Below are 22783 nucleotides of genomic sequence, written 5' to 3'. Positions count from 1 at the left end.
CTCACTTGCTGGATCCCAGGGTCAGTCCGGCGATGAAGTGACGTTGCAGCAGCAGGAACACTATGAGGGTCGGCAGCGCCACGATGACCGAACCTGCGGCCAGCAGGTTGTAGTCGGTGAAGAACTGGCCGCGCAGGTTGTTCAGCGCCGAGGTGATCGGGAGCTTGTCGCCGTCGGAGATGAACACCAGCGCCCACAGGAAGTCGTTGTACATCCAGGTGAACTGCAGCGTGCCGAGCGCGGCGAGCGCGGGGCGGCACAGGGGCAGGGTGATCCGCCAGAACTGGGTCCAGACCCCCGCTCCGTCCACGACGGACGCCTCCAGGATCTCCTGCGGCAGCGTCCGCATGAAGTTGGCGAGGACGAAGACGCAGAATCCCAGCTGGAAGCCGATCTGGACGAGGACGACGGCCCAGTAGGAGTCGTACATCGTCATCGAGTCGGACATCCAGTACGGCAGCGGGATGCGGTTGAAGACGACGTACAGGGGCGTGACGATCACCTGCTGCGGGAGCAGGTTCCCCGCGGTGAACAGCATCAGCAGGACGAGCCCGCCGCGCATCTTCAGCCGGGCGAGCGCGAAGGCCACGAACGACGCGAGGAAGAGGGTGACGAGCACCCCGGGAACCGCGATGATCATGGTGTTGACGAAGTACTTCGTCATGCCGGAGTCGCTGAACGCCTGCCGGTAGTAGTCCAGGGAGAGGTGGCGCGGCAACGAGAAGTAGCCGTGCTCGGAGGTCTCCTCGTACGGCCGCAGGGACGCGTACACGGCCAGGAGGAGCGGCGCGAGGAAGGCGAGCGAGACCGTCATCAGGAAGGCGTGCACGCCGAGCCGGCCGGGGCGGATTCTTCGTCGTGCGGCGCCGGCCGGGGCGGGTGGCGCCGGCCGGACGGTTGTGGAACGGATCGTCATCGGTCCTTCTCCCCTCGGATCTCCTGGATCAGATACGTCGCGACGAATCCCAGCGAGACAACGAGCAGGACGACGGCGATGGCGGAGCCGAATCCGATCCGGCTGGCCTCGCCGATGATGTTGTCGGTGACGAGCACCGAGAGCAGTTCGAGCCCGTTGCGGCCGTGGTTGACCGCGTACACGATGTCGAACGCGCGCAGCGACTCGATGACGGTGATGACCCCGACGATCACGTTGACCGGCCGGAGCGTGGGGAAGACGACGCGGAAGAAGGTCTGGGCCTCGCTCGCGCCGTCGATCGCGGCCGCCTCCTTCAGCGTGGGGTCGACGGCCTTGAGCCCGGCGAGGTAGAGGATCATCACGTATCCGGTGTGGCGCCAGGCCGCGGCCAGCAGGACCATCCAGATGTTGAGGTCGGGATCGCCCAGCCAGTCGGTCGGCGTCCGGGTGTCGCCGACGATCGCGTTGAGGGCGCCCTGGTCGCGGGAGAAGATCAGCTGGGCGATGAAGCCGACCACCGCGAGGGACAGCACGACGGGCATGTACAGGGTCGACTGGTAGAAGCGGCTGAACCGCACACCCCTGTCGATGAGTACGGCCAGGAGCAGCCCGAACGGGGCGGCGACCAGGCCCAGGAAGCCCAGCCAGAGCAGGTTGTGGCGGGCGGCCGGCCAGAACTGCGGGTAGTTGGTGAAGAGGTTCGCGTAGTTGCGCGTACCGACCCACTTGATGTCGCCGATGCCGTCCCAGCTGGTGAAGGAGAGGGCCACCGAGGCGAGGGTCGGCCCCCAGACGATGGCGATGTCGAGCAGGACTGGTATGCCGAGCAGCACGCCGAGCACGACGAGGTCGCGGCGGGTGAACCGCCGCGTTCCCCGTTGTCCGGTGCGCCGCCCCGAGATGAACGACACGGTCGGTGCTCCAGGTTCAGTCCGAGGCGAAGATGCTCTTCTTCTGCCGTTCGATGTCGTTGACCAGGCCGTCCACGTCGTTCGGACTGCTGATGAACTTCTGGATCGCCGGGATCATCACCGTGGAGGAGAAGTCCGGCCGGCTGTCGCGGTCCATGAACTGGGAGATCTGCTTCGCCCCGGAGACCAGCTCGACCGCCTTCTTCTGGATCGCGGAGTAATGGGAGGTGTCCGCCTGGTCGTTGACCGCGATGTTGTTCGGGTCGCTCTTCAGGTAGATGTCCTCGGCCTTGCCGGTGGCCAGCCACTTCAGCAGGTCCTTGGCACTCTCCAGGGACTTCTTGTTCTTGAGGTTCTTCGACTTCTTGGCCAGCAGGAACCCGTCGATGGGAGCCTCGACCGCGTCCTGGCCGTGCTCCGGGTTGATGACGGGGAAGGGGAAGAAGTCGAGGTCGCCCTGTTCCGCCTTGGGGAACTGGGCCCCGGGGTGCGGCAGGCCGAAGACCGCCATGCCCGCGTCGCGCTTCTGGAGGCTGGTCGCCGCCTCCTGCCAGGTACGGCCGTTGGCGCCCTGCTGGCAGTACGGGAGGAGCCGGCGCCAGGTGTCGAAGACCTCCCGGACCCGCTTGTCCGTCCAGGCTTCCTCACCGGCCATGAGGCTCTTGTGGAATTCGTATCCGTTGGTGCGCATGTTGATGTAGTCGAAGGTGCCCATCGCGGGCCAGCCGTCCTTGTCGCAGAACGCGATGGGGTCCAGCTTGTCCTTCTGCATCTGCTTGGCGAGGGCCACGTACTCGTCGAGCGTCTTCGGCACCTGGTAGCCGCGTTCGGTGAACAGGCTCTTACGGTGGAAGACGGCCCACGGATAGTAGTAGTACGGGGTGAGGTACTGCTTGCCGTCCGGACCGGTCGACTGGGCCTTCAGCGCGGCGGAGAAGCCCTTGTAGCCCTGCCAGTTGTCACTGATGTCGTGCAGCAGGCCCTTCTCCGCGAAGAACTGCATACGGTTTCCGGCGAACCACATGAAGACGTCGTCCGGCTTGCCCTGCAGATACCGGTTGATGTTCTCCTGAAAGGTGTTGTGGTCAACAGTGTTGACCTTGATCTTGCGGCCGTCGGACTGCGCGGCGTAGGCGTCGAAGGCCTCGGCGAACGCCTTCTTCGGAACGGGGTCGGATGAATTCGAGCCCAGGGTGATCGTCTTGCCGTCCCCGCCGGGACCGCCGCCACACGCGGTGAGCAGCGCGGGAAGCGTTACCGCCCCGGCTCCGACTGCCGCGCCGCGCAACAGATTTCGCCGGGACATCCGATGTCCTGCGACACTGCCGGGCACATCTGACCTGTCATACGAGCGCGCCATGACCCCCTCCTCCGGAAGGCAACCCAACACAACCGAACGTGCGCTTGGATCACACCCCCAACCAGGGGCCCAGTCAAGGGTTTTGACGAGATACCGAACAACGGGCACCACCCCTCTTCCAACAGACTTCAACACGCTCTAACGTAATCGCTCGTCTTGGCGTGCACATGCCGTCACGTGAGTCGGCACGAGTCCGGAGGAACGTAACGATGCGTCATCTTCCAGCCCGTACAACCCACACAGGCCCTCGCAGAGTCATCGGAGCGCTGACCGCCGGCCTCCTGTGCGCGGCGGGGATCGCCTTTCCCGCCGCCGCGGATTCGCCGGGATCCGCCCCCGCCCCGTCGTCCGCGGTGGGAGCGAAAGCGGACAACGGCCTCGCCCTCACCCCGCCCATGGGGTTCAACAACTGGAACTCGACCCATTGCCGGGCCGAGTTCAACGAGTCGATGGTCAAGGGCATCGCGGATATCTTCGTCGAGAAGGGCCTCAAGGAAGCCGGCTACCAGTACATCAATCTGGACGATTGCTGGGCCGTTCCGCAGCGCAATGCGGACGGCAAACTGGAGGCCGACCCGGTGCGATTCCCGAACGGCATAAAAGCCGTCGCGGATTACGTCCACTCCAAGGGTCTCAAGCTCGGCATCTACACCAGTGCGGGCATGAAGACCTGCGACAGTGTCGGACTTCCCGGCGCACTCGGCCATGAGTACAGCGACGCGCGGCAGTTCGCGGACTGGGGCATCGACTACCTCAAGTACGACAACTGCAACAACCAGGGCGTCGACGCGAAAGAGCGTTACACGACAATGCGGGACGCGCTTGCCGCGACCGGCCGGCCCATCGTGTACAGCATCTGTGAATGGGGGGAGAACAAGCCCTGGGAATGGGCCGCGGAACTCGGCAACCTCTGGCGCACGACGGGCGACATCAACGACAGCTGGAGCAGCATGCTGTCGATCATGAAGCAGAACCTGCCGCTCGCCCCGGCCGCCGGACCGGGGCACTGGAACGACCCCGACATGCTGGAGGTCGGCAACGGCGGGATGACGGACACCGAGTACCGCACCCACTTCTCCATGTGGGCGGTGATGGCCGCGCCGCTGCTGATCGGCTCCGACCTGCGCAAGGCGACGCCCGGGACGTTCGACATCCTCTCCAACCACGAGGTCATCGCGGTCGACCAGGACCCCCTGGGCAAGCAGGGAACCGTGCTCTCCTCCGACCAGGGTCGCTGGGTCGTCGCCAAGGAACTGCGGGACGGCAGCCGGGCGGTGGCGCTGTTCAACGAGACCGGGAGCGCTCAGCGGATCTCGACGACGGCAGCGGCGGCGGGCCTCCCGCGAGCGGCCGCCTACACGATGCGCGACCTGTGGGAGCACACGGACTACAACACCGCGGGCGACATCTCGGCGACGGTTCCGGCGCACGGCACCGTGCTGCTGCGGGTGGCCGCCGACCACGCGTGGGCCTCGTATCCCCCGGCCACCGAGCTGGGCCTGACGGGCAGTCCGCTGGTCGAGGCCGGACGTACGGCCGCGCTGACGACCACGGTCACCGACCTGGGCCGCACACCCGCCCTGAAGGTCTCGGCCGCCCTCACCGGACCGTCGGGCTGGAAGGTCGCGGCCGGCTCGGCGACGACCGCCGCCGCGCTGCCCACCGGACGTGCGCTGACCACGCGCTGGCGGGTGACGCCCCCGCCCGGCACGGCGACCGGCACGTACGACCTGACGCTCACCGCACGGTACCGCTCCCCCGCCGGGAAGCGGGTGCGGTCCTCGGTGCCCTTCCAGGCCCATGTGGTGGTGCCGCCACCGGCCGGCGGCGGCTATCTGAGCGATCTGCCGCAGCTGTCCGCCTCCAACGGCTACGGGCCGGTCGAGAAGGACGCCAGCAACGGCGAGAGCGCGGCGGGCGACGGGAACCCGCTCACCGTCGGCGGCGAGGTGTACGAGAAGGGCCTTGGTGTACACGCGGACAGCACTGTCGAGTACTACACCGGCGGCGCGTGCGACACGGTCACGGCCAGGGTCGGCGTGGACGACGAGAAGGGCGCCAAGGGCAGCGTGACCTTCGAGATCCGGGCGGACGGCACGAAGGCGGCCGCCACCGGAGTACTGACCAACGCGATGCCGGCACAGCCCGTCTCGGCCGATGTCCGGGGTGCGCAGGTCGTCACTCTGGTCGTCACCGACGGCGGGGACGGCGACGACTCCGACCACGCGGACTGGGGGGACCTCCGGATCACCTGCTGACCGGGGAGCGGGCGCCCTCCACGTCGGGGAGCGCCCGCTGCGGCGTCAGACCGGAACGACTCCGTCCGTGCCGGTGCGCACCGCGAACGCCGCGGCCGCCGCGCCCACCAGCCCGGCGTCGTTGCCCATGACGGCGGGCGCCACTGCCAACTGCTGGACGAACGAGAGCGTGGCGTAGCGACGCAGGGCGCTGCGCAGCGGGGCGAACAGGACCTCGCCCGCACCGGCCACTCCCCCGCCGATCACCGCGATGTCGATCTCGACCAGGGTGGCCGTCGCGGCGATGCCCGCGGCCAGCGCCTGCGCGGCCCGCTCGAAGGAGGCCACCGCGACCGGGTCCCCCGCACGCGCCGCGGCGGCGACCGCGGCGGCGGAGGAGTCGCCGTCCGGGCCGGGGAGCCAGCCGCTCTCCAGGGCCCTGCGGGCGATGTTGGGGCCGCTGGCGATGCGCTCGACGCAGCCGCGCGAACCGCACGGGCAGGGATCGCCGTCCAGGTCGACGCTGATGTGGCCGATGTGACCCGCGTTGCCGCTCGGGCCGGGGCGGAGGGTGCCGCCGAGGACGAGCCCGCCGCCGACGCCGGTCGAGACGACCATGCACAGCGCGTTGTCGTAGCCGCGGGCCGCGCCCAGCCAGTGCTCGGCCGCGGTCATCGCGACCCCGTCACCGACCAGCTCGACCGGCAGCCCGCCGGTCGCCCCGCTCACCCGGTCCACCAGCGGGAAGTCGCGCCAGCCGGGAACGTTGACCGGGCTGACCGTGCCGGCGGAGGCGTCCACCGGGCCCGCGCTGCCGATCCCGACGGCCGATGCCCGTCCCCACAGCGGCGAGGCGGTCAGCTCGGCGAGCACGTCGGCGACCGCCGCCATCACCTGCTCCCCGCTCTCCCGGGCGGGCGTCGGGCGCTGCGCGCGTACCAGGAGCGTGCCGCTGCCGTCGACCAACGCTCCGGCGATCTTGGTGCCGCCGATGTCCAGCGCGGCTACGAGGTCGGTATGCATCGGTGTGGCTCCGGATGGTGAGGGGGCGGGACCTGCGGCTTCATTGAATAGTCTGCATAGTCTCCATTCAGCTGACAACGTTGTCCAGGGCCTATGCTCAAGGCCACAGCCTCCGGCGCCCCAACGCGGTACCCTCCGTGGTCCAGCCGGACCGCCCGCACCCGACGACAGGACAGCGCACCGTGGCCGAGACCACCCGTCACCCCGAGCCCCGTTACGGCAACCGGCCGACCATGAAGGACGTGGCCGCGCGCGCCGGAGTGGGACTCAAGACGGTCTCCCGGGTGGTCAACAGCGAGCCGGGCGTCACGCCGGACACCGAACGCCGAGTCCAGGAGGCCATCGACGCCCTGGGCTTCCGCCGCAACGACAGCGCGCGGGTGCTGCGCAAGGGCCGTACCGCCTCCATCGGACTCGTCCTGGAGGACCTCGCCGACCCCTTCTACGGGCCGCTGAGCCGCGCCGTGGAGGAGGTCGCACGCGCACACGGTGCCCTGCTCATCAACGGTTCGAGCGCCGAGGACCCGGAGCGCGAGCAGGAGCTGGTGCTCGCCCTGTGCGCGCGCCGGGTCGACGGGCTCATCGTGATTCCGGCCGGCGACGACCACCGCTATCTGGAGCAGGAGATAAAGGCGGGCATCGCGACCGTCTTCGTGGACCGCCCGGCGGGCCGGATCGACGCCGACATGGTGCTCTCGGACAGCTTCGGCGGCGCCCGCCAGGGTGTGGCCCATCTGATCGCGCACGGCCACCGCCGGATCGGGTTCATCGGTGACCAGCCCCGTATCCACACCGCCACGGAGCGACTGCGCGGATATCACACCGCCATGACGGACGCCGGCATAACCGTGCGGGACTCCTGGGTCTCCCTGGGCTCCACGGACCCCGACCGGGTCCGCCTGGCGGCCGATACGATGCTCTCCGGCCCGGAGCCGGTCACCGCGCTCTTCTCGGGCAACAACCGGGTGACGGTGACCGCGGTACGGGTCCTGGCGGACCGGGAGCGGCCGGTCGCCCTGGTCGGTTTCGACGACATCGAGCTCGCGGACCTGCTCGGTATCACCGTCATCTCCCAGGACGCCGCGACCGTCGGCCGCACCGCGGCCGAGCACCTCTTCCGCCGCCTCGACGGCGCCGACCACGCACCGGTGCGGGTCGAGCTCCCCACCAGGCTCATCGCACGCGGTTCGGGCGAACTGCGGCCTTCCTGAGCGGCGGCGGGCCGCCGAGGCGGACAGCAGCGGCTACGGCGCGGTGACCGTCAGTCCGCCGCGCCGCGGTGAGGCGAAGGCGTCCAGGTCCGCGCGGGTCAGCCCGGTCAGCCCGGCCACCTCGGCGGTGTCCAGCGCTCCGCAGTCGATGCCGCGCAGCAGGTAGCCGCTGAGCGCCTTGGCCGTGGCGGGTTCGTCCATCACGTCACCGCCCGCCTTGGCCACGTACGCGGCGAGCCGGGCAGCGGCCTGCTCCAGGCCCTCGCGGTAGAAGGTGTAGACGGCCGCGTAACGGGTCGGCAGGTGCGCCGGGTGCATGTCCCAGCCCTGGTAGTAGGCGCGGGCCAGGGCGCGCCGGGTGAGTCCGTAGTGCAGCCGCCAGGCCTCGTGGACCTGTGCGGTCGGGCCGACGGGGAGGACGTTGGTCGAGCCGTCGGAGACCCGTACGCCGGTGCCCGCGGCGGCCACCTGCATGACGGCCTTCGCGTGGTCGGCCGCCGGGTGGTCGCTCGCCTGATAGGCGGCGCTGACGCCGACGCAGGCGCTGTAGTCGAACGTGCCGTAGTGCAGACCGGTCGCGCGCCCCTGCGCCGCGTCGATCATCCGGGCCACGGCGGCGGTGCCGTCGGCGGCGAGGATGGACTGGCTGGTCTCGATCTGGATCTCGAAGCCGAGCCGCCCCGGGGCCAGGCCGTGCGCCTTCTCGAAGGCTTCGAGGAGCTGCACGAAGGCGGTGACCTGTTCCGGGTAGGTCACCTTCGGGAGGGTGAGCACCAGTCCCTCGGGGATCCCGCCCGCCTCCATCAGTCCGGTGAGGAAGACGTCCGTGGTGCGGATGGACCGGTCCCGCACGGCGGCTTCCATGCACTTCATCCGGATGCCCATGTACGGGGCCGCCGTGCCGTTCCCGTACGCGTCGGCGACCAGCCGCGCCGCGCGGGCCGCGGCCTCGTCCTCCTCGGCGTCGGGCCGGGGGCCGTAGCCGTCCTCGAAGTCGATCCTCAGGTCTTCCACGGGTTCCCGCTCCAGCTTGGCGCGCACCCGGTCGTGGACCGCGCCGGCGTGCTCGTCGGGGATGCCGAGAACCGCCGCGAAGGAGGCCGCGTCGGGGGCGTGCTCGTCGAGCGCCGCCAGCGCCTGGTCGCCCCAGGAACGGATGGTGCCGGCGGTGAAGGTGTCCCCCGGTACGTAGACCGTGTGGACGGGCTGGCGGGTCCCGGGGTCGCCGGGGTAGCGGCGGGCGAGTTCGGCGTCCACCTCTGTGAGGGAGGCACTGATCCCGTCGCTGACCGCTCCGGCGAGACTCGTCGCCACCTTCTCCTGCTGACCCATTTCCGCACCCTCCACACTCTCGCTGTTTCCGCTTCCCGGAATCAACAATCCGTATAGTGAAGCTATAAGGCTGCCGTACCCGCGTCAATGGTGATCGGAAACGGTGCGGGGCCGCGCGGTGTGTTCACCGTGCGGCCCCGGGCCGTTGGATCGTGCGGGTCGTACGGACCCCGCAGGTCGTGCTCGTCGTGCTGGTGGGGTCAGCCCTTGCGGGTGTTGACCTCTTCGGTGAGCTGGGGCACCACGTCGAACAGGTCGCCGACGACGCCGTAGTCGACGAGGTCGAAGATCGGGGCCTCGGCGTCCTTGTTGACCGCGACGATCGTCTTGGACGTCTGCATCCCCGCCCGGTGCTGGATCGCACCCGAGATACCCGAGGCGATGTACAGCTGCGGAGAGACCGACTTGCCCGTCTGCCCGACCTGGTTGGTGTGCGGGTACCAGCCCGCGTCCACCGCCGCCCGCGAGGCACCGACCGCCGCGCCCAGCGAATCCGCGAGCGCCTCGATCACCGCGAAGTTCTCCGCACCGTTGACACCCCGGCCACCCGAGACCACGATCGCGGCCTCCGTCAGCTCCGGACGGCCCGTCGACTCACGCGGCGTACGGGAGACGACCTTGGTGCCGGTGGCCTGCTCCGAGAACGAGACCGCGAGGGCCTCGACAGCGCCGGCAGCCGGAGCGGACTCGACCGGGGCCGAGTTCGGCTTGACCGTGACGACCGGGACACCCTTGGAGACTCGGGACTTCGTGGTGTACGAAGCGGCGAACGCGGCCTGCGTGGCAACCGGGCCCTGCTCACCCGCTTCCAGATCGACGGCGTCAGTGATGATGCCGGAACCGATACGGACCGCGAGGCGGGCCGCGATCTCCTTGGTCTCCGCGGAGGAAGGCAGCAGTACGGCGGCCGGCGACACCACGTCACAGGCGGCCTGGAGCGCGTCGACCTTCGGCACGACAAGGTAGTCGGCGAACTCCGAGGCATCCGCGGTCAGCACCTTGACCGCACCGTGCTCGGCGAGCGTGACAACAGTGTCCGCGGCACCACTGCCCAGAGCGACAGCGACAGGCTCGCCGATACGGCGGGCGAGCGTCAGCAGCTCCAGAGTGGGCTTGCGGACGGCACCGTCCACGTGATCGACATAGACGAGAACTTCAGTCATGGGTCTTCAATCTCCTGCGTGTACGAGGTAGGCGGGGGAGGGGAAGCGAGGCAACAGCCGCAACTCAGATGAACTTCTGGCCGGCCAGGAACTCCGCCAGCGCCTTGCCGCCCTCGCCCTCGTCCTTCACGATCGTGCCCGCCGTGCGGGCCGGACGCGCGGCCGCGGAGTCGACCGCGGTCCAGGAACCACCCAGACCCACCTCGCCCGCCTCGATCCCCAGATCATCCAGATCCAGCGACTGAACCGGCTTCTTCTTCGCCGCCATGATCCCCTTGAACGACGGGTAACGCGCCTCACCCGACTGGTCGGTCACCGACACCACCGCCGGCAACGACGCCTCCAGCCGCTCCGACGCCGTGTCACCGTCCCGGCGCCCCCGCACCACACCGCCCTCCACCGAAACCTCCGACAGCAGCGTCACCTGCGGCACCCCCAGCCGCTCCGCCAGCAGCGCCGGAACCACACCCATCGTGCCGTCCGTCGACGCCATCCCCGAGATCACCAGGTCGTAACCCGTCTTCTCGATGGCCTTCGCCAGCACCAACGACGTACCGATCACATCCGTGCCGTGCAGATCGTCGTCCTCGACGTGAACAGCCTTGTCCGCACCCATCGACAGCGCCTTGCGCAACGCGTCCTTGGCATCCTCCGGACCCACCGTCAACACGGTGACCTCCGCGTCATCAGCCCCGTCCGCGATCTGCAACGCCTGCTCGACCGCGTACTCATCCAGCTCCGACAACAGACCGTCGACATCCTCACGGTCCAGCGTCAGGTCATCGGCGAAATGCCGGTCACCGGTCGCGTCGGGCACGTACTTCACACAGACAACGATCCTCAAGCTCACGCCGGCTCTCCTACTGCATCGTCATTTCCGGGCTGCCTTGTTGCACGCAGCATAGGCGCCTGATGGGGCGATTTCCGGTCGGTGCGACCGACGCTCCGACCGTAATATTACTCGCCAGTACATCCAGTGGATGCCCTATAAGCAAGCGCTCTGAACTGTGATCTGCCCAACGCCGCCCGACCCATGTCACCAAGGCGTTCTCAGTCTCGCAGTGCCGTGAACCGGCCCTGGTGGTAGACCAGCGGCCGCCCCGACCCGGCCGGATCCCCGACCACCGCCTGGGCGATCACGATCCGGTGGTCCCCCGCCGGAATCCGCGCCACGACCCGGCAGACCAGCCACGCGAGCACGCCGTCCAGCACCGGGACGCCTTCCGGCCCTGTGCGCCAATAGGTGGACGGACCGAAGCGGTCGGCGCCGCTGCGCGCGAAGGTGGCGGCGAGTTCCTGCTGGTGCTCGCCGAGTATGTGGACGCCGACGTGCTCCGCCTCCGCGACGACCGGCCAGCTGGAGGAGGAGGTGCCCACACCGAAGGAGATGAGGGGCGGCTCGGCGGCCACGGAGTTGAGGGAGGTCGCCGTGAAGCCGACCGGACGGTCACCGGCGGCGGTGATCACGGCGACTCCGGCCGCGTGCTGCCTGAACACGGAGCGGAGGAGGTCGGGGGATGCGGTCCGGGCGTTGCCGAGCTCGGGAGATGCCGTCATGGAGATGTCGTCCTTCTGCGCGTCGGGGGTGCGGGGCCGTGGATGCTCAGGCATCCGGACAGCGCGCACTCGCGCAGCGGGCGAGGTCGACGTGGACCCGGCCGTAGAGAAGGAGTACTGGCGGCATAGCGTCAGACTGACGATTCGTGGCGGGTGCGGTCAAGACCGTCCCACAAGGTGGGAGATGCGTCACGGTCCGTCATATCGCCTGCCCCAGTGCGGCCACGACATCGACGGTGCGTGGCTGGCCGGCAGCCCGCCGGACGATCCCTCCGGCGGCGTCGAGCACCAGAACGGTCGGGGTCGCGCTGATGCCGAGCGCGCGCACCAGAGTGAGATGCGCCTCGGCGTCGATCTCCACGTGGACGACGCCTTCGACCATGGCGGCCACCTCTGCGAGCGTGCGCCGGGTGGCCCGGCAGGGCTGACAGAAGGCGCTGGAGAACTGGACGAGAGTCGCCCGCTCCCCCAGTTCCACGCCCAGTTGGGCGATATCCAGCCTGTCCACCCGCGTCTGCCCAGCCACCGTCGTCCTCCTGTCAGAGCTCTTCCCAAAGAGTCAGCACCCCCGCCCGCCGGGACATTCCCGACCGTTCCACGTGACGAGAATCTCGCGCCCCGCGCCCGCCGAGACTGGCCACCGCGACGCGCATGGGGCACGATCGGCCCAATGCCGAAAACCTACGGCTGCGTAACTTCCGCCGGGAGAACCCTCCCCAGGCGCTGAAGAAGGGGCTCCCCCAGATGGCAGAACTCGTCTATCGGCCGGTCATCGGCGCCGCTCGTACGTTTTTCAAGGCGCTCGACCTGAAGATCGACACCCAGGGTTCGGAGCACATCCCGAAGACTGGCGGCGCGGTTCTGGTCAGCAACCACATCAGCTATCTGGACTTCATCTTCACGGGGCTCACGACGCTGCCGCAGAAGCGGCTCGTCCGTTTCATGGCGAAGGAATCGGTGTTCCGGCACAAGGTCTCCGGGCCACTGATGCGCGGTATGAAGCACATCCCCGTCGACCGCAAGCAGGGCGAGGACGCGTATGCGCACGCCCTCGCCTCGCTGCGCTCGGGCGAGATCGTCGGTGTGTTCCCCGAGGCGACGATCTCGGAGTCCTTCACGCTGAAGAACTTCAAATCGGGTGCCGCGCGGCTGGCCCAGGAGGCCGGGGTTCCGCTGATCCCGATGGCGCTGTGGGGAACGCAGCGGCTGTGGACCAAGGGCCGCCCGCGCAATTTCCGGCGCAGCCACATCCCCGTGACGATCCGCGTCGGCGAGCCGGTGGAGGCCCCCACCGATCAGTACGCGGGCGCGATCACCCGCCGGCTGCGGGAGCGCGTGCAGGAGCTCCTCGAGGCCGCCCAGCGCGCCTACCCGGTGCGCCCGAGGGATGCGAGCGACACCTGGTGGGTGCCCGCGCACCTGGGCGGTACGGCCCCGACCCCCGCCGAGGTCCGCGAGCGGGGCTGACACCGGCCGGAGTGACGTTTCGCCTGCGGCCGCGGACCGGCCGGCGCCTCAGAGCGCGGCCGGGAGTGTGCGCCAGAGCCGCGCCCGGTCGGCAGCGGTCCGCAGGGCGTGCAGAACCAGCGGATGCGGTGCCGCGTGGAGCGCCGGGTAGTCCACCTCGCCGAACTCCGGCCGCACGGGCCACGCCAGCCGCTCCTCGTCGAGCGAGAACCGCGTGTCCACGCCCGGCCGGTTGCCCCGGGGATCCTGCCGGTCCCAGCGGTTCCGGCCGGGCAGCCGGAGCGCGATCAGGCCATGCACCGGTCCCGGGTCCCCGTTGTCGTCCGCGAGGCGCTGATAGCAGAGGGCCGTCGCAATGCACTCCGCGCGCAGCAGGGCGGCCAGGGCGTGGGACTTGGTGTGGCAGATGCCGTTACGGGTCGCCAGGACGTCGGAGGCGCGCCACGGGACCCGCATGTCGCCCGAGTCGGCGGAGTGCGTGATCGTGTCGCGTACGAAGTCGAAGGCGGCAGCGGCGTATGCGTATGCGTCACCGGTCTCCGCGCGCAGCCGCTCGGCCGTCTCCCGGACCAGCGGGTGCCGGTGGTCGATGGCCTCGTCGGCTGCGAGGTAGGCGGAGTTCTCCGGGACCTGCTGAATCAGCTCCATGGCGGCAGAGCGTAAGGATGCGGCTGACCGGAAGTCAATCATTTTCCGGTCAGCCGCATAACCATGCAGTACTTACTGGGCCGCCATCTCTTCCTTCAGCGCCAGGACGAAGGAGTCGACATCGTCCGCCGTGGTGTCGAAGGCACACATCCAGCGCACGTCCCCGGCCTTCTCGTCCCAGAAGTAGAAGCGGAACCGCTTCTGCAGCCGCTCGCTCACCGCGTGCGGCAGCCGGGCGAAGACGGCGTTGGCCTGGACCGGGTACAGGATCTCCACGCCGCCCACCGAGCGGACGCCTTCGGCCAGCCGCTGGGCCATCGCGTTGGCGTGCCGGGCGTTGCGCAACCAGAGGTCGCCGGCGAGCAGCGCCTCCAGCTGTACCGAGACGAATCGCATCTTGGACGCGAGCTGCATCGAGAGCTTGCGCAGGTGCTTCATGGCGCGGACGGCGTCGGGGTTCAGGACCACGACGGCCTCGCCGAAGATCGCACCGTTCTTCGTGCCGCCGAAGGAGAGCACATCGACGCCGGCGGCGTTGGTGAAGGTGCGCATCGGCACGTCCAGGGAGGCCGCGGCATTGGCTATCCGCGCCCCGTCGAGGTGGACCTTCATGCCGTGACCGTGGGCGTGCTCGCAGATGGCGCGGATCTCGTCGGGCGTGTAGACCGTGCCGAGCTCGGTGTTCTGGGTGATCGAGACGACCTGCGGCATGGCGCGGTGCTCGTCGTCCCAGCCGTAGGCCTGCCGGTCGATGAGCTCGGGGGTGAGCTTGCCGTCCTCGGTGGGCACCGTGAGCAGCTTGAGGCCGCCCACGCGCTCGGGGGCGCCGCCCTCGTCCACGTTGATGTGGGCGGTTTCCGCGCAGATGACCGCGCCCCAGCGGTCGGTCATCGCCTGGAGCGAGACCACGTTGGCGCCGGTTCCGTTGAACACCGGGAACGCTTCGGCGGTGGGGCCGAAGTGGCTGTGCATGACGCGCTGGAGGTGACCGGTGTAGTCGTCCTCGCCGTAGGCGATCTGGTGGCCGCCGTTGGCGAGGGCGAGGGCCGCGAGGATCTCCGGGTGGGTCCCCGCGTAGTTGTCACTGGCGAAGCCGCGTACCTGCGGGTCGTGATGACGACGCGCGTCGGTCCTTACGGTTGCGGGGTCAGCCACAGGCGCTTTCCGTTCACTTCCGGGGCGGGCCGGTCCCAGACGCCGGCGATGGCATCGGCCAGTTCCTTGACGTCGGTGAAGCCCGCGAACTTCGCATTCGGGCGCTCGGCGCGCATCGCGTCGTGCACCAGTGCCTTCACGACCAGGATCGCAGCCGCGCTGCGCGTCCCGTCCTCGCCCCCCGCCTTGCGGAAGGCGTCCGCGAGCGCGAGGGTCCAGGCCTCGGCCGCCGCCTTGGACGCGGCGTACGCGGCGTTGCCCGCGGTGGGACTGCTCGCGCCGGCCGCGCTGATCAGCAGGTAGCGGCCGCGGTCGCTGCGCTGCAGGCCTTCCTGGAAGGCGAGCGACGTGCTCTGGACGGTACGGATCAGCAGCTTCTCCAGCAGCGTCCAGTCCGCCAGGTCGGTGTCCGCGAAGGCCGGGCTGCCGCGCCAGCCGCCCACGAGGTGGACCAGGCCGTCGATCCGGCCGAACTCCTTCTCCGTCCTGTCCGCCCATTCGCGGGCGGCGTCGAGATCGAGCAGGTCCACGGTGTCGCCGGTGACGGTGGCGCCGCCGTGGGCGTAGCGGGCCGCGTCCACGGCCTCGGCGAGCCGGGTGGCGTTCGCGTCGGAGGCGACGACGACCGCTCCCGCCTCGGCGAGCCGGAGCAGCGTGGCCCGGCCTGCCGGACCCGCCGCCCCTGCCACGGCGACCACAGCGCCTTCGAGCGCACCGCTCCCGTTGCCCTTGCCGTTTCCGTTCATGGCCACCGCCTCCTCGCTCCGTGTGCTCACGCGGCCGCCTGCCCGGCGTCCGCGGCGGTGATGCCCTTGGTGGAGGCGATCACGTTCTTCAGCTTCTTGGAGAGCGCCTCATAGAACATGCTCAGGGGAAACTCGTCCGGAAGCACGTCGTCGACGAGTTTGCGGGGCGGCTGGGAGAGGTCCAGGGCGTCGGGACCCTTGGCCCAGCGGGAGCCGGGGTGCGGGGCCAGGTAGGTGGAGACCAGGTCGTATGCGGCGAACCAGTGGACGAGCTTCGGGCGGTCGATGCCGTCGCGGTAGAGCTTCTCGATCTCGCCGCAGAGCTGGTTGGTGATCTGCGGGGCCAGCTCCCAGTCGATCTTCAGGGTGTTGTCGGTCCAGCGCACGACGTCGTGCTTGTGGAGGTACGCGAAGAGGAGCTGGCCGCCGAGTCCGTCGTAGTTGCGGACGCGCTCGCCGGTGACCGGGAAGCGGAACATCCGGTCGAACAGCACGGCGTACTGCACGTCGCGGCCCTGGCCGAAGCCGTCGGCCTCCAGCTTCACGGCCTCCCGGAAGGCGGTGAGGTCGCAGCGCAGCTCTTCGAGGCCGTACATCCAGAACGGCTGGCGCTGCTTGATCATGAACGGGTCGAACGGCAGGTCACCGTGGCTGTGGGTGCGGTCGTGGACCATGTCCCAGAGCACGAAGGCCTGCTCGCAGCGCTGCTGGTCGCCCACCATCTCGCGGATGTCGTCGGGCAGCTCGACGCCCAGGAGCTCGACGGACGCCTCGGTGACCCGGCGGAAGCGGGCGGCCTCGCGGTCGCAGAAGATGCCGCCCCAGCTGAAGCGCTCGGGGGCCTCGCGCACGGCGATGGTCTCCGGGAAGAGCACCGCGGAGTTGGTGTCGTAGCCGGAGGTGAAGTCCTCGAAGGTGATCCCGCAGAACAGCGGGTTGTCGTAACGGGTGGCCTCCAGGTCCGCGAGCCACTCGGGCCAGACCATCCGCAGCACGACGGCTTCGAGGTTGCGGTCGGGGTTGCCGTTCTGCGTGTACATCGCGAAGACGACCAGGTGCTGCAGCCCGTCGGCGCGCTCCTTGGCCGGCTGGAAGGCGAGCAGCGAGTCGAGGAAGTCCGGGACACCGAAACCGTCTGCCGCCCAGCGGCGCAGGTCGGCGACGAGGGCACGGTGGTAGGCGGCGTCGTGCGGAAGCAGCGGGGCGAGCTGCCCGACGGCGGCCGTCACCCGCTCCAGGGCCGCCTCGGCGACCGCGGGTGAAGGCGCACCCTCGGCCTCGAAGTCGATGGAGCCGTCCTTCGACTGCCAGGGACGGATCTCCTCCACGGCGTTCTTGAGCGCGGGCCAGGCAGGGTGATCGATCACCCGCTGGGCGGCAGTTATGCCGTCGGCTGCAACGTCGTGCACAAGAATTTCCGTCATAACACTTCCTCCACGGGAGAACCTCGCGTCAGGTAACCGTATCCGTGTGCGGTTCCCCAAGACAAGTGGGGCCCTGGAAATTATCCTGTGCGACCGCATGGTCACCGCGTTTTTTCCTGTCGGATGGCGATGCGGCGACCGCTTCATCGCGCCGGCGCCGATGAGGCGTCGCCCGGAGGGACCAGGCCGCCCCGCCGTCGCACACCTGCCCGGCAATCCCTTGCGGGACACGCCCACGCATGAGTGACCCAGCTCGCGCAGCACGCGCCGCGACCGGTAGGACGTACGGCGTCAGCCCTTCCCGCACCACTCCGGAGAACCGCCGCGTGAGCATCCGTGCCGTCCTGGTCGCCGCAGTCATCACCGGGTTCCTGCTCGGCGCAGCCGATGTCCAGGGGCACGGCGCCCCGCTCCCCCGCCCGGCCGCGCCGCTCGCCGCGACCGGGCACTGAGGGCCCGGTCGCGGTCATGCGGCAGTGCCGTGTGGGTAGGAGCAGGACACGGGCAGACGCCGTCGACGGAAGCGAGAGTGCCTTGTCTTTTCTCACCATCGGTCACCGCGGGGTGATGGGTGTCGAACCGGAGAACACCCTGCGTTCGTTCGTCCACGCCGAGCAGGCCGGGATGGACCTCATCGAACTGGACCTTCACCTGAGCAAGGACGGCGCCCTGGCCGTCATGCACGACGCCGACGTGGACCGTACGACCGACGGCAAGGGCCCGATCGCGGAGAAGACCCTGGCCGAGCTGCGCGAACTCGACGCCGGCCTGGGCGAGCGGATCCCGGTCTTCGAGGAGGTTCTCGACGCGGTGGGGTCCGCCATGCAGGCGGAGATCAAGGACGTGGCCGCCGCCCGCACGCTGGCCGAGGTGATGCGGCGGCGCGGTCTCGTCGACCGGGTCGAGGTGATCTCGTTCCACGACGAGGCGATCGCCGAGATCGCGCAGCTGGTGCCCGGGGTGCGGACGGCGCTCGTGGCCAGCCGCTGGGGCAAGGATGTGGTGGACCGCGCGAAGGCGGTGGGCGCCACCCGGCTGGTGCTCAACGTCCGGCGCATCACCCTGGAACTGGTCGAGAAGGCGCACGCCGAGGGGCTGACCGTGGTCGGCTGGGTGGTCAACACCCAGGACCACCTGCGGCTCGCGCGCGGACTCGGGCTCGACGGCGCGACGACCGACTTCCCGGAGATCCGCCGCGCGGGCCGGTTCACCGCATAGCCGCGGGTCAGCCGGCCGGCAGCTCCTTGACCAGCAGTTCGAAGGCGAGATCGTCCCGCTGCGGGACGCCGAAGCGCTCGTCGCCGTACGGGAACGGGCTCATCCTTCCCGTACGGCGGTAGCCGCGGCGCTCGTACCAGGCGATCAGGTCCTCCCTGACCGAGATCACGGTCATCTGCATCTCCCGTGCCCCCCAGCTCTCCCGGACGGTGCGCTCGGCCTCGGCGATGATCACCTTGCCGAGTCCGCCGCCCTGGAGCGAGGGACGGACCGCGAACATCCCGAAGTAGGCCGCCTCGCCACGGTGCTCCAGCTGGCAGCAGGCGACCTGCACGCCGTCGCGCTCCACCACCAGCAGCCTGCTGCCGGAGTCCTCCACCACCGCGCGGACCCCCTCCGGGTCGGTCCGCTGCCCCTGGAGGATGTCCGCCTCGGTAGTCCAGCCCGCGCGGCTGGAGTCACCTCGGTACGCGGACTGGATGAGCTCCACGAGCGCGGGCACATCCGCGTCGGTCGCGTCGCGGAAGGTCAGCTCTCCCGAGTCCCGGGGCGGGGCGGTGTCCATGAGGGGGCTCTCCGTTTCTCCGTGTTGCCGTGCCGCAGCAGCGTAGCCCTCCCCGACCGGCCTACGCTCCGGACCATGGTTCATGTGCTGAGCAGCCGGATCCTGTTGCGCCCCACGGATCCCGAACGGTCACGTGTCTTCTACGGGGAGTCCCTCGGCCTGCCCGTCCACCGGGAGTTCGGTACCGGCCCGGAGCGGGGGACGGTCTACTTCCTGGGCGGCGGTTTCCTGGAGGTGTCCGGCCGCGGTGACGCGCCACCGGCTCCCGGGCTGCTGCTGTGGCTCCAGGTGGCCGATGTGCGGGCGGCGTACGAGGAGCTGTCGGCACGCGGTGTGGAGGTGCTGCGGGCGCCGAGACGTGAGCCCTGGGGGCTCGACGAGATGTGGATCTCCGATCCGGACGGGGTCCGCATCGCCGTCGTCGAGGTGCCGGAGGACCATCCACTGCGGTTCAGGCCCTGACGTCCGGGTCCGCTCGCACCGTCCGGGACCGCTCGCACCAGGCGTAACGCAATACACCACCGTCGCGCGCTCCCCCAGTACTCCAGTGCGCCGCGTACAGGTGTCCGGCCCCGGGCATCGATTGAGCGACGGCGATGTCGTTCGCCCGGGGGGAGGGTCTGCTGTGCATGGACCGGCGATGTCCGGCTGGCTGCTGATGGCGTTGTGCGCGCTGACGGGCGCGTACTGCCTGCTGCGTACCCGTGGCGGTACCGCCGAGGAGCGCAGAACGGCGCGCGCGGAGGCGCTGATGGGCTTCGGCATGGCCGCGATGGCGGTGCCCGCGGCCGTCGTCGCCCCGCCCGCGTGGGCATGGGCCGTGTACGCGGCACTGTTCGGCGTCGCCGCCCTGCGCGCCCTCTGGTTCTCCCGCCACAGCGGGCACCATCTGCATCACCTGGTCGGCTCGTCGGCGATGGTCTACATGGCCGTCGCCATGGCGGGGCCGGGCGGAGCCGCACACGGCGGTCACGGGTCGCACACCATGGCCGCGGCCGGGGGCGTTCCGCTGCTGACCGGGCTGCTCCTCGCCTACTACGCCGCCTATGTGCTCCGTTCGGGCGCCCGGCTGATCCCGGTGGCCGCGACGACGGCCGGTGGCGGGGCCATGGCGGGCGGATCGGTGACGGGCGGCACGTTGTCCGGCGGGCCGGCGCCGGCCCGCTGGGCGAACCGGCCGGAGCTGGCGCTCGCCTGCCGTCTGACCATGGGGATATCCATGTTCGCGATGCTGCTCACCCTGTGAGACAGCGGGCCCGGCAAACCGTGGCGTACGTCACTTGCCGAGCGCAGCCGTACCCGCACGCGCCTTGCCCCTCATAAGGTGACGCCATGTTGGTCTCCCTCGCGCTGCTGCTGCTCGGTGCACTGGCCGCCGTCGTGACCCCGCGGCTGATGGCTCGGGCCGAATGGCCGGAGCACGAGCCCGTTGTGGCGCTGTGGGTGTGGCAGTGCGTGGTGGCGGGCGTGCTGCTCTCCTTCGCCCTGTCCATGACGTTCAGCGCGGCGGCGGCCTGGCAGGCGGTACGCGGCCATGTCTTCGCACCCGCGCCGCGCGCCGTGGTCGAGGCCTACGCCCTTGCCGCGTACGGCCCGTGGTCGGCCGTGATGGCCGTGCTGCTCGCGCTGGGCGGAGTCTGGACGGCCGCGATGCTGACCCGCGAGATCCGCCGGGCGCGGCTGCGGCGCAAGCAGCGGCGCACCGAACTCCTGGTACGTTCCCCGCTGCTGCCCGGCGAGGAGCCCGGCAGCGAACGGCTGGTGGTACTGGAGGGCGAGCGCCCCGATGCCTGGTGGCTGCCCGGCTCGGCGCCCCAACTGGTCATCACCACGGGGGCGCTGGGAAGGCTGAAGGGCCGTCAGCTGGACGCGGTGCTCGCCCACGAGCAGGGCCACGCGAAGGCCCGCCACGACTGGCTGCTGAACTGCTCGGCGGCGCTGGCGTCCGGGTTCCCGCAGGTGCCGGTGTTCGCGGCCTTCCGGGGCGAGATGCACCGGCTCGTCGAACTTGCCGCAGACGATGTGGCGTCACGCCGCTTCGGCCGCCTGACGACCGCATTGGCCCTGGTCGAACTCAACGAGGACCGCGGCGTGTTCGGCCCCTCGGGGACGCCGGACGCGCAGGTGCCGCTCCGGGTCGACCGGCTGCTGGCACCTGCGGGGCGGCTCACCGCGGGCCGTCGGCTGCGGCTCACCGCGGCGGCCGCGTTCGTTCCGGCGATCCCCCTGCTGGTCGCGCTCGTTCCGGCGATCAGCGCCCTGGGCTAGGGCCTTGGACCGGTCCGGCGGGACACGCCGGAGCCGGGCCGGGGCACCGGGAATGGCACGGCGCGCCGCCCGTCGGAGAGGATCCCTCCATGCTCTCCTCCCCGCCGCTCCCCCGCCCGGACCGCATCCGCGCCTCTGCCCTGGTCCTGCGGACCGGGGCGGCCTGCGCGGCCCTCTTCCTGGCGCTGCTGGCCCTGGTGGCCTCGCGATGGTCCCCGCTGATGAGCCTGGACCGTACGGTCGCCGACGCGCTTCACCGGCGGGCGGTGACGGAGCCAGGCCTCGTCCACGTCAACCGGGTGCTGACGGACTGGCTGTGGGACCCCTGGACGATGCGCGCGCTGATCACCGTCGCCGTGGTGGCCCTGTGGTGGCGCGGCGCCCGGTCGCTCGCGGTCTGGGTGGCGGCGGCGAGCGTGCTGTCCAGCCTGCTGCAGCAGGGGATCAAGGCGGCTGTGGACCGGGAGCGGCCCCAGTGGCCCGACCCGGTGGACTCCGCCCACTACGCGGCGTTCCCGTCCGGACACGCGATGACCGCGACGGTGAGCTGCGGACTGCTGCTGTGGCTGCTGCACCGGCACGGCGCAGGACCCAGGATGTGGCGGACGGCGCTGGCCGCGGCGTGGGTCTCGGTGCTCGGGGTCGGGATCACCCGGCTCTACCTGGGCGTGCACTGGCCGTCGGATGTGCTGGGCGGGTGGCTGCTGGGGGCAGCACTGGTCGCGTTCACGGTGGCGGGATTCGAACGGCATGAGGCCCGCGACCGGCCTTCGCGCAAGGTCTGAACAGGCATCCTTGCGGGGCCGTCGGCGCATCGGCAAGGATCGGGGCCATGGCGATCAAGGGTGTGCTCTTCGACTTCTCCGGGACGCTGTTCCGCATCGAGTCCGTCCGGTCCTGGCTGGCCGCGGCCCTCGCCGAGCGGGGGGTGAGCGTGGACGAGGCCGCCTTCGACCGGTACGCACGGGAGCTGGAGGCCGCCCGCGCGCTGCCGGGCGGGCCCGCTCCGCAGCGGGTCCCGGAGGACCTGGCGGAGGTCTGGGCCTCCCGTGACGAGAGCGCGCAGGCGCACCGGGCCGCGTACACCGGCCTGGCCCGCCAGGTCGCGCTGCCGGATCCCGGGCTGTACGACGCGCTGTACGAACGACACCGGACCCCGGAGGCCTGGCGTCCCTATCCGGACGCGGCCGAGGTGCTGGGCGCACTGGCGGCCGGCGGCGTACGGATCGGCGTGGTGAGCAATATCGGCTGGGATCTGCGGCCGGTCCTCAGGGCGCACGGCCTGGACCCCTTCGTGGACGCGTACGCGCTGTCCTTCGAGCACGGCATCCGGAAGCCGGACGCACAGCTGTTTCACATCGCCTGCACACTTCTCGGACAGCATCCGACGGATGTGGTGATGGTCGGGGACGACCGGCACGCGGACGCCGGAGCCGCCGCGCTGGGCTGCGAGGTGCGGTTCGTGGAGCCCGCGCCGCTGGCTGAGCGCCCGCACGGACTACGGGAGCTCGGATTGGTGCCCGGGGTTGCCTGAGGAACATGTGAGAGATGTCCCTTGCGCCCAATGGGTCTGATAGTCACA

Annotated in this window: 24 protein-coding genes; 10 read left to right on the top strand and 14 right to left on the bottom strand. The window is 70.2% G+C overall.

What is annotated here, in order from left to right:
* Window position 1: 1 nt before the first annotated feature.
* From ACGFU6_RS01165 to ACGFU6_RS01155, 3 genes are read right to left on the bottom strand one after another with little or no spacing between them, the layout of a single operon-like run.
* Entirely contained in the window at window positions 2–916 is a 915-nt protein-coding gene (locus ACGFU6_RS01165; protein WP_393607397.1) for a carbohydrate ABC transporter permease, read from the bottom strand.
* Window positions 913–1827: a carbohydrate ABC transporter permease gene (locus ACGFU6_RS01160; protein ID WP_393607396.1), complete on the bottom strand. Its 915-nt coding sequence runs from the start codon at window positions 1825–1827 to the stop codon at window positions 913–915. Before ACGFU6_RS01160 ends, ACGFU6_RS01165 begins: the two co-directional genes overlap by 4 nt.
* 16 nt (window positions 1828–1843) lie before the next feature.
* Entirely contained in the window at window positions 1844–3133 is a 1290-nt protein-coding gene (locus ACGFU6_RS01155) for an ABC transporter substrate-binding protein (protein ID WP_393607395.1), read from the bottom strand.
* A 263-nt stretch (window positions 3134–3396) separates the two neighbouring features.
* Here ACGFU6_RS01155 and ACGFU6_RS01150 point away from each other — a divergent pair, with 263 nt between their 5' ends.
* Window positions 3397–5445: an NPCBM/NEW2 domain-containing protein gene (locus ACGFU6_RS01150; protein ID WP_393607394.1), complete on the top strand. Its 2049-nt coding sequence runs from the start codon at window positions 3397–3399 to the stop codon at window positions 5443–5445.
* A 45-nt stretch (window positions 5446–5490) separates the two neighbouring features.
* On the opposite strand, the gene ACGFU6_RS01145 is transcribed toward ACGFU6_RS01150, so the two are convergent.
* Window positions 5491–6447 (bottom strand): ROK family protein, encoded by a 957-nt coding sequence (locus ACGFU6_RS01145; RefSeq protein WP_393607393.1) that lies wholly within the window; start codon window positions 6445–6447, stop codon window positions 5491–5493.
* Window positions 6448–6629: 182 nt separating this feature from the next.
* Between ACGFU6_RS01145 and ACGFU6_RS01140 the strand changes: the two genes are divergently transcribed.
* A complete protein-coding gene (locus tag ACGFU6_RS01140; protein ID WP_393607392.1) occupies window positions 6630–7658 on the top strand; it encodes a LacI family DNA-binding transcriptional regulator in 1029 nt (342 codons plus the stop codon).
* 33 nt (window positions 7659–7691) lie between these two features.
* Here the strand turns inward: ACGFU6_RS01140 and ACGFU6_RS01135 are convergent, their stop codons facing one another.
* The 5 genes from ACGFU6_RS01135 to ACGFU6_RS01115 all read right to left on the bottom strand — a co-directional run bounded on the left by ACGFU6_RS01135 (window position 7692) and on the right by ACGFU6_RS01115 (window position 12236).
* Window positions 7692–8990, bottom strand: a complete 1299-nt coding sequence (locus ACGFU6_RS01135) for a DUF6986 family protein (protein ID WP_393607391.1) — start codon at window positions 8988–8990, stop codon at window positions 7692–7694.
* Window positions 8991–9190: 200 nt separating this feature from the next.
* Window positions 9191–10153, bottom strand: a complete 963-nt coding sequence (locus ACGFU6_RS01130) for an electron transfer flavoprotein subunit alpha/FixB family protein (protein WP_393607389.1) — start codon at window positions 10151–10153, stop codon at window positions 9191–9193.
* Window positions 10154–10217: 64 nt separating this feature from the next.
* Window positions 10218–11003, bottom strand: a complete 786-nt coding sequence (locus ACGFU6_RS01125) for an electron transfer flavoprotein subunit beta/FixA family protein (protein WP_393607387.1) — start codon at window positions 11001–11003, stop codon at window positions 10218–10220.
* 200 nt (window positions 11004–11203) lie between these two features.
* Entirely contained in the window at window positions 11204–11710 is a 507-nt protein-coding gene (locus ACGFU6_RS01120) for a flavin reductase family protein (protein WP_393607794.1), read from the bottom strand.
* A gap of 199 nt (window positions 11711–11909) precedes the next feature.
* On the bottom strand, window positions 11910–12236 hold the full coding sequence (locus tag ACGFU6_RS01115; protein WP_393607386.1) for a TlpA family protein disulfide reductase: 327 nt from the start codon (window positions 12234–12236) through the stop codon (window positions 11910–11912).
* Between the two features lie 218 nt (window positions 12237–12454).
* Here ACGFU6_RS01115 and ACGFU6_RS01110 point away from each other — a divergent pair, with 218 nt between their 5' ends.
* On the top strand, window positions 12455–13177 hold the full coding sequence (locus tag ACGFU6_RS01110) for a lysophospholipid acyltransferase family protein (RefSeq protein ID WP_393607384.1): 723 nt from the start codon (window positions 12455–12457) through the stop codon (window positions 13175–13177).
* A 48-nt stretch (window positions 13178–13225) separates the two neighbouring features.
* Here ACGFU6_RS01110 and ACGFU6_RS01105 read toward each other — a convergent pair whose 3' ends face one another.
* The 4 genes from ACGFU6_RS01105 to ACGFU6_RS01090 all read right to left on the bottom strand — a co-directional run bounded on the left by ACGFU6_RS01105 (window position 13226) and on the right by ACGFU6_RS01090 (window position 17150).
* Window positions 13226–13825 carry a transglutaminase domain-containing protein gene (locus ACGFU6_RS01105; RefSeq protein WP_393607382.1) on the bottom strand — a complete coding sequence of 200 codons (600 nt, stop codon included), beginning with the start codon at window positions 13823–13825 and terminating at the stop codon, window positions 13226–13228.
* Window positions 13826–13897: 72 nt separating this feature from the next.
* Window positions 13898–14980 (bottom strand): threonine aldolase family protein, encoded by a 1083-nt coding sequence (locus ACGFU6_RS01100; protein ID WP_393607380.1) that lies wholly within the window; start codon window positions 14978–14980, stop codon window positions 13898–13900.
* Entirely contained in the window at window positions 14959–15726 is a 768-nt protein-coding gene (locus ACGFU6_RS01095) for an SDR family NAD(P)-dependent oxidoreductase (RefSeq protein ID WP_393607793.1), read from the bottom strand. Before ACGFU6_RS01095 ends, ACGFU6_RS01100 begins: the two co-directional genes overlap by 22 nt.
* A 26-nt stretch (window positions 15727–15752) precedes the next feature.
* Entirely contained in the window at window positions 15753–17150 is a 1398-nt protein-coding gene (locus ACGFU6_RS01090) for a DUF6421 family protein (protein ID WP_393607379.1), read from the bottom strand.
* Window positions 17151–17476: 326 nt separating this feature from the next.
* Between ACGFU6_RS01090 and ACGFU6_RS01085 the strand changes: the two genes are divergently transcribed.
* Together ACGFU6_RS01085 and ACGFU6_RS01080 are read left to right on the top strand one after the other, a co-directional pair.
* Window positions 17477–17602: a hypothetical protein gene (locus ACGFU6_RS01085; protein ID WP_393607377.1), complete on the top strand. Its 126-nt coding sequence runs from the start codon at window positions 17477–17479 to the stop codon at window positions 17600–17602.
* A gap of 82 nt (window positions 17603–17684) precedes the next feature.
* The gene (locus ACGFU6_RS01080; RefSeq protein ID WP_393607376.1) at window positions 17685–18368 is read left to right on the top strand and encodes a glycerophosphodiester phosphodiesterase; all 684 of its coding nucleotides are present in this window, start codon (window positions 17685–17687) and stop codon (window positions 18366–18368) included.
* Window positions 18369–18375: 7 nt separating this feature from the next.
* Here the strand turns inward: ACGFU6_RS01080 and ACGFU6_RS01075 are convergent, their stop codons facing one another.
* On the bottom strand, window positions 18376–18933 hold the full coding sequence (locus ACGFU6_RS01075; protein ID WP_393607375.1) for a GNAT family N-acetyltransferase: 558 nt from the start codon (window positions 18931–18933) through the stop codon (window positions 18376–18378).
* A gap of 75 nt (window positions 18934–19008) precedes the next feature.
* Here ACGFU6_RS01075 and ACGFU6_RS01070 point away from each other — a divergent pair, with 75 nt between their 5' ends.
* The 5 genes from ACGFU6_RS01070 to ACGFU6_RS01050 all read left to right on the top strand — a co-directional run bounded on the left by ACGFU6_RS01070 (window position 19009) and on the right by ACGFU6_RS01050 (window position 22735).
* On the top strand, window positions 19009–19395 hold the full coding sequence (locus tag ACGFU6_RS01070) for a VOC family protein (RefSeq protein ID WP_123528713.1): 387 nt from the start codon (window positions 19009–19011) through the stop codon (window positions 19393–19395).
* Window positions 19396–19558: 163 nt separating this feature from the next.
* On the top strand, window positions 19559–20179 hold the full coding sequence (locus tag ACGFU6_RS01065; RefSeq protein ID WP_393607373.1) for a DUF5134 domain-containing protein: 621 nt from the start codon (window positions 19559–19561) through the stop codon (window positions 20177–20179).
* Between the two features lie 86 nt (window positions 20180–20265).
* The gene (locus ACGFU6_RS01060; protein ID WP_393607371.1) at window positions 20266–21201 is read left to right on the top strand and encodes a M56 family metallopeptidase; all 936 of its coding nucleotides are present in this window, start codon (window positions 20266–20268) and stop codon (window positions 21199–21201) included.
* 89 nt (window positions 21202–21290) lie between these two features.
* Window positions 21291–21986 carry a phosphatase PAP2 family protein gene (locus tag ACGFU6_RS01055; protein WP_393607369.1) on the top strand — a complete coding sequence of 232 codons (696 nt, stop codon included), beginning with the start codon at window positions 21291–21293 and terminating at the stop codon, window positions 21984–21986.
* A gap of 47 nt (window positions 21987–22033) precedes the next feature.
* Window positions 22034–22735, top strand: a complete 702-nt coding sequence (locus ACGFU6_RS01050; RefSeq protein WP_393607367.1) for an HAD family hydrolase — start codon at window positions 22034–22036, stop codon at window positions 22733–22735.
* The last annotated feature ends 48 nt before the right edge of the window (window positions 22736–22783 follow it).

Source organism: Streptomyces sp. NPDC048462 (genome assembly GCF_043200175.1).
GTDB lineage: Bacteria > Actinomycetota > Actinomycetes > Streptomycetales > Streptomycetaceae > Streptomyces.
This window is presented reverse-complemented; position numbering and strand designations above follow the sequence as displayed.

What these genes read in the sequence shown, in the direction of transcription:
- ACGFU6_RS01165 (WP_393607397.1), bottom strand. Translation starts at nt 916, where the DNA reads ATGACGATCCGTTCCACAACCGTCCGGCCGGCGCCACCCGCCCCGGCC.
- ACGFU6_RS01155 (WP_393607395.1), bottom strand. Translation starts at nt 3,133, where the DNA reads ATGTCCCGGCGAAATCTGTTGCGCGGCGCGGCAGTCGGAGCCGGGGCG.
- ACGFU6_RS01150 (WP_393607394.1), top strand. Translation starts at nt 3,397, where the DNA reads ATGCGTCATCTTCCAGCCCGTACAACCCACACAGGCCCTCGCAGAGTC.
- ACGFU6_RS01145 (WP_393607393.1), bottom strand. Translation starts at nt 6,447, where the DNA reads ATGCATACCGACCTCGTAGCCGCGCTGGACATCGGCGGCACCAAGATC.
- ACGFU6_RS01135 (WP_393607391.1), bottom strand. Translation starts at nt 8,990, where the DNA reads ATGGGTCAGCAGGAGAAGGTGGCGACGAGTCTCGCCGGAGCGGTCAGC.
- ACGFU6_RS01130 (WP_393607389.1), bottom strand. Translation starts at nt 10,153, where the DNA reads ATGACTGAAGTTCTCGTCTATGTCGATCACGTGGACGGTGCCGTCCGC.
- ACGFU6_RS01120 (WP_393607794.1), bottom strand. Translation starts at nt 11,710, where the DNA reads ATGACGGCATCTCCCGAGCTCGGCAACGCCCGGACCGCATCCCCCGAC.
- ACGFU6_RS01110 (WP_393607384.1), top strand. Translation starts at nt 12,455, where the DNA reads ATGGCAGAACTCGTCTATCGGCCGGTCATCGGCGCCGCTCGTACGTTT.
- ACGFU6_RS01105 (WP_393607382.1), bottom strand. Translation starts at nt 13,825, where the DNA reads ATGGAGCTGATTCAGCAGGTCCCGGAGAACTCCGCCTACCTCGCAGCC.
- ACGFU6_RS01095 (WP_393607793.1), bottom strand. Translation starts at nt 15,726, where the DNA reads ATGAACGGAAACGGCAAGGGCAACGGGAGCGGTGCGCTCGAAGGCGCT.
- ACGFU6_RS01090 (WP_393607379.1), bottom strand. Translation starts at nt 17,150, where the DNA reads ATGACGGAAATTCTTGTGCACGACGTTGCAGCCGACGGCATAACTGCC.
- ACGFU6_RS01075 (WP_393607375.1), bottom strand. Translation starts at nt 18,933, where the DNA reads ATGGACACCGCCCCGCCCCGGGACTCGGGAGAGCTGACCTTCCGCGAC.
- ACGFU6_RS01070 (WP_123528713.1), top strand. Translation starts at nt 19,009, where the DNA reads ATGGTTCATGTGCTGAGCAGCCGGATCCTGTTGCGCCCCACGGATCCC.
- ACGFU6_RS01060 (WP_393607371.1), top strand. Translation starts at nt 20,266, where the DNA reads ATGTTGGTCTCCCTCGCGCTGCTGCTGCTCGGTGCACTGGCCGCCGTC.
- ACGFU6_RS01055 (WP_393607369.1), top strand. Translation starts at nt 21,291, where the DNA reads ATGCTCTCCTCCCCGCCGCTCCCCCGCCCGGACCGCATCCGCGCCTCT.
- ACGFU6_RS01050 (WP_393607367.1), top strand. Translation starts at nt 22,034, where the DNA reads ATGGCGATCAAGGGTGTGCTCTTCGACTTCTCCGGGACGCTGTTCCGC.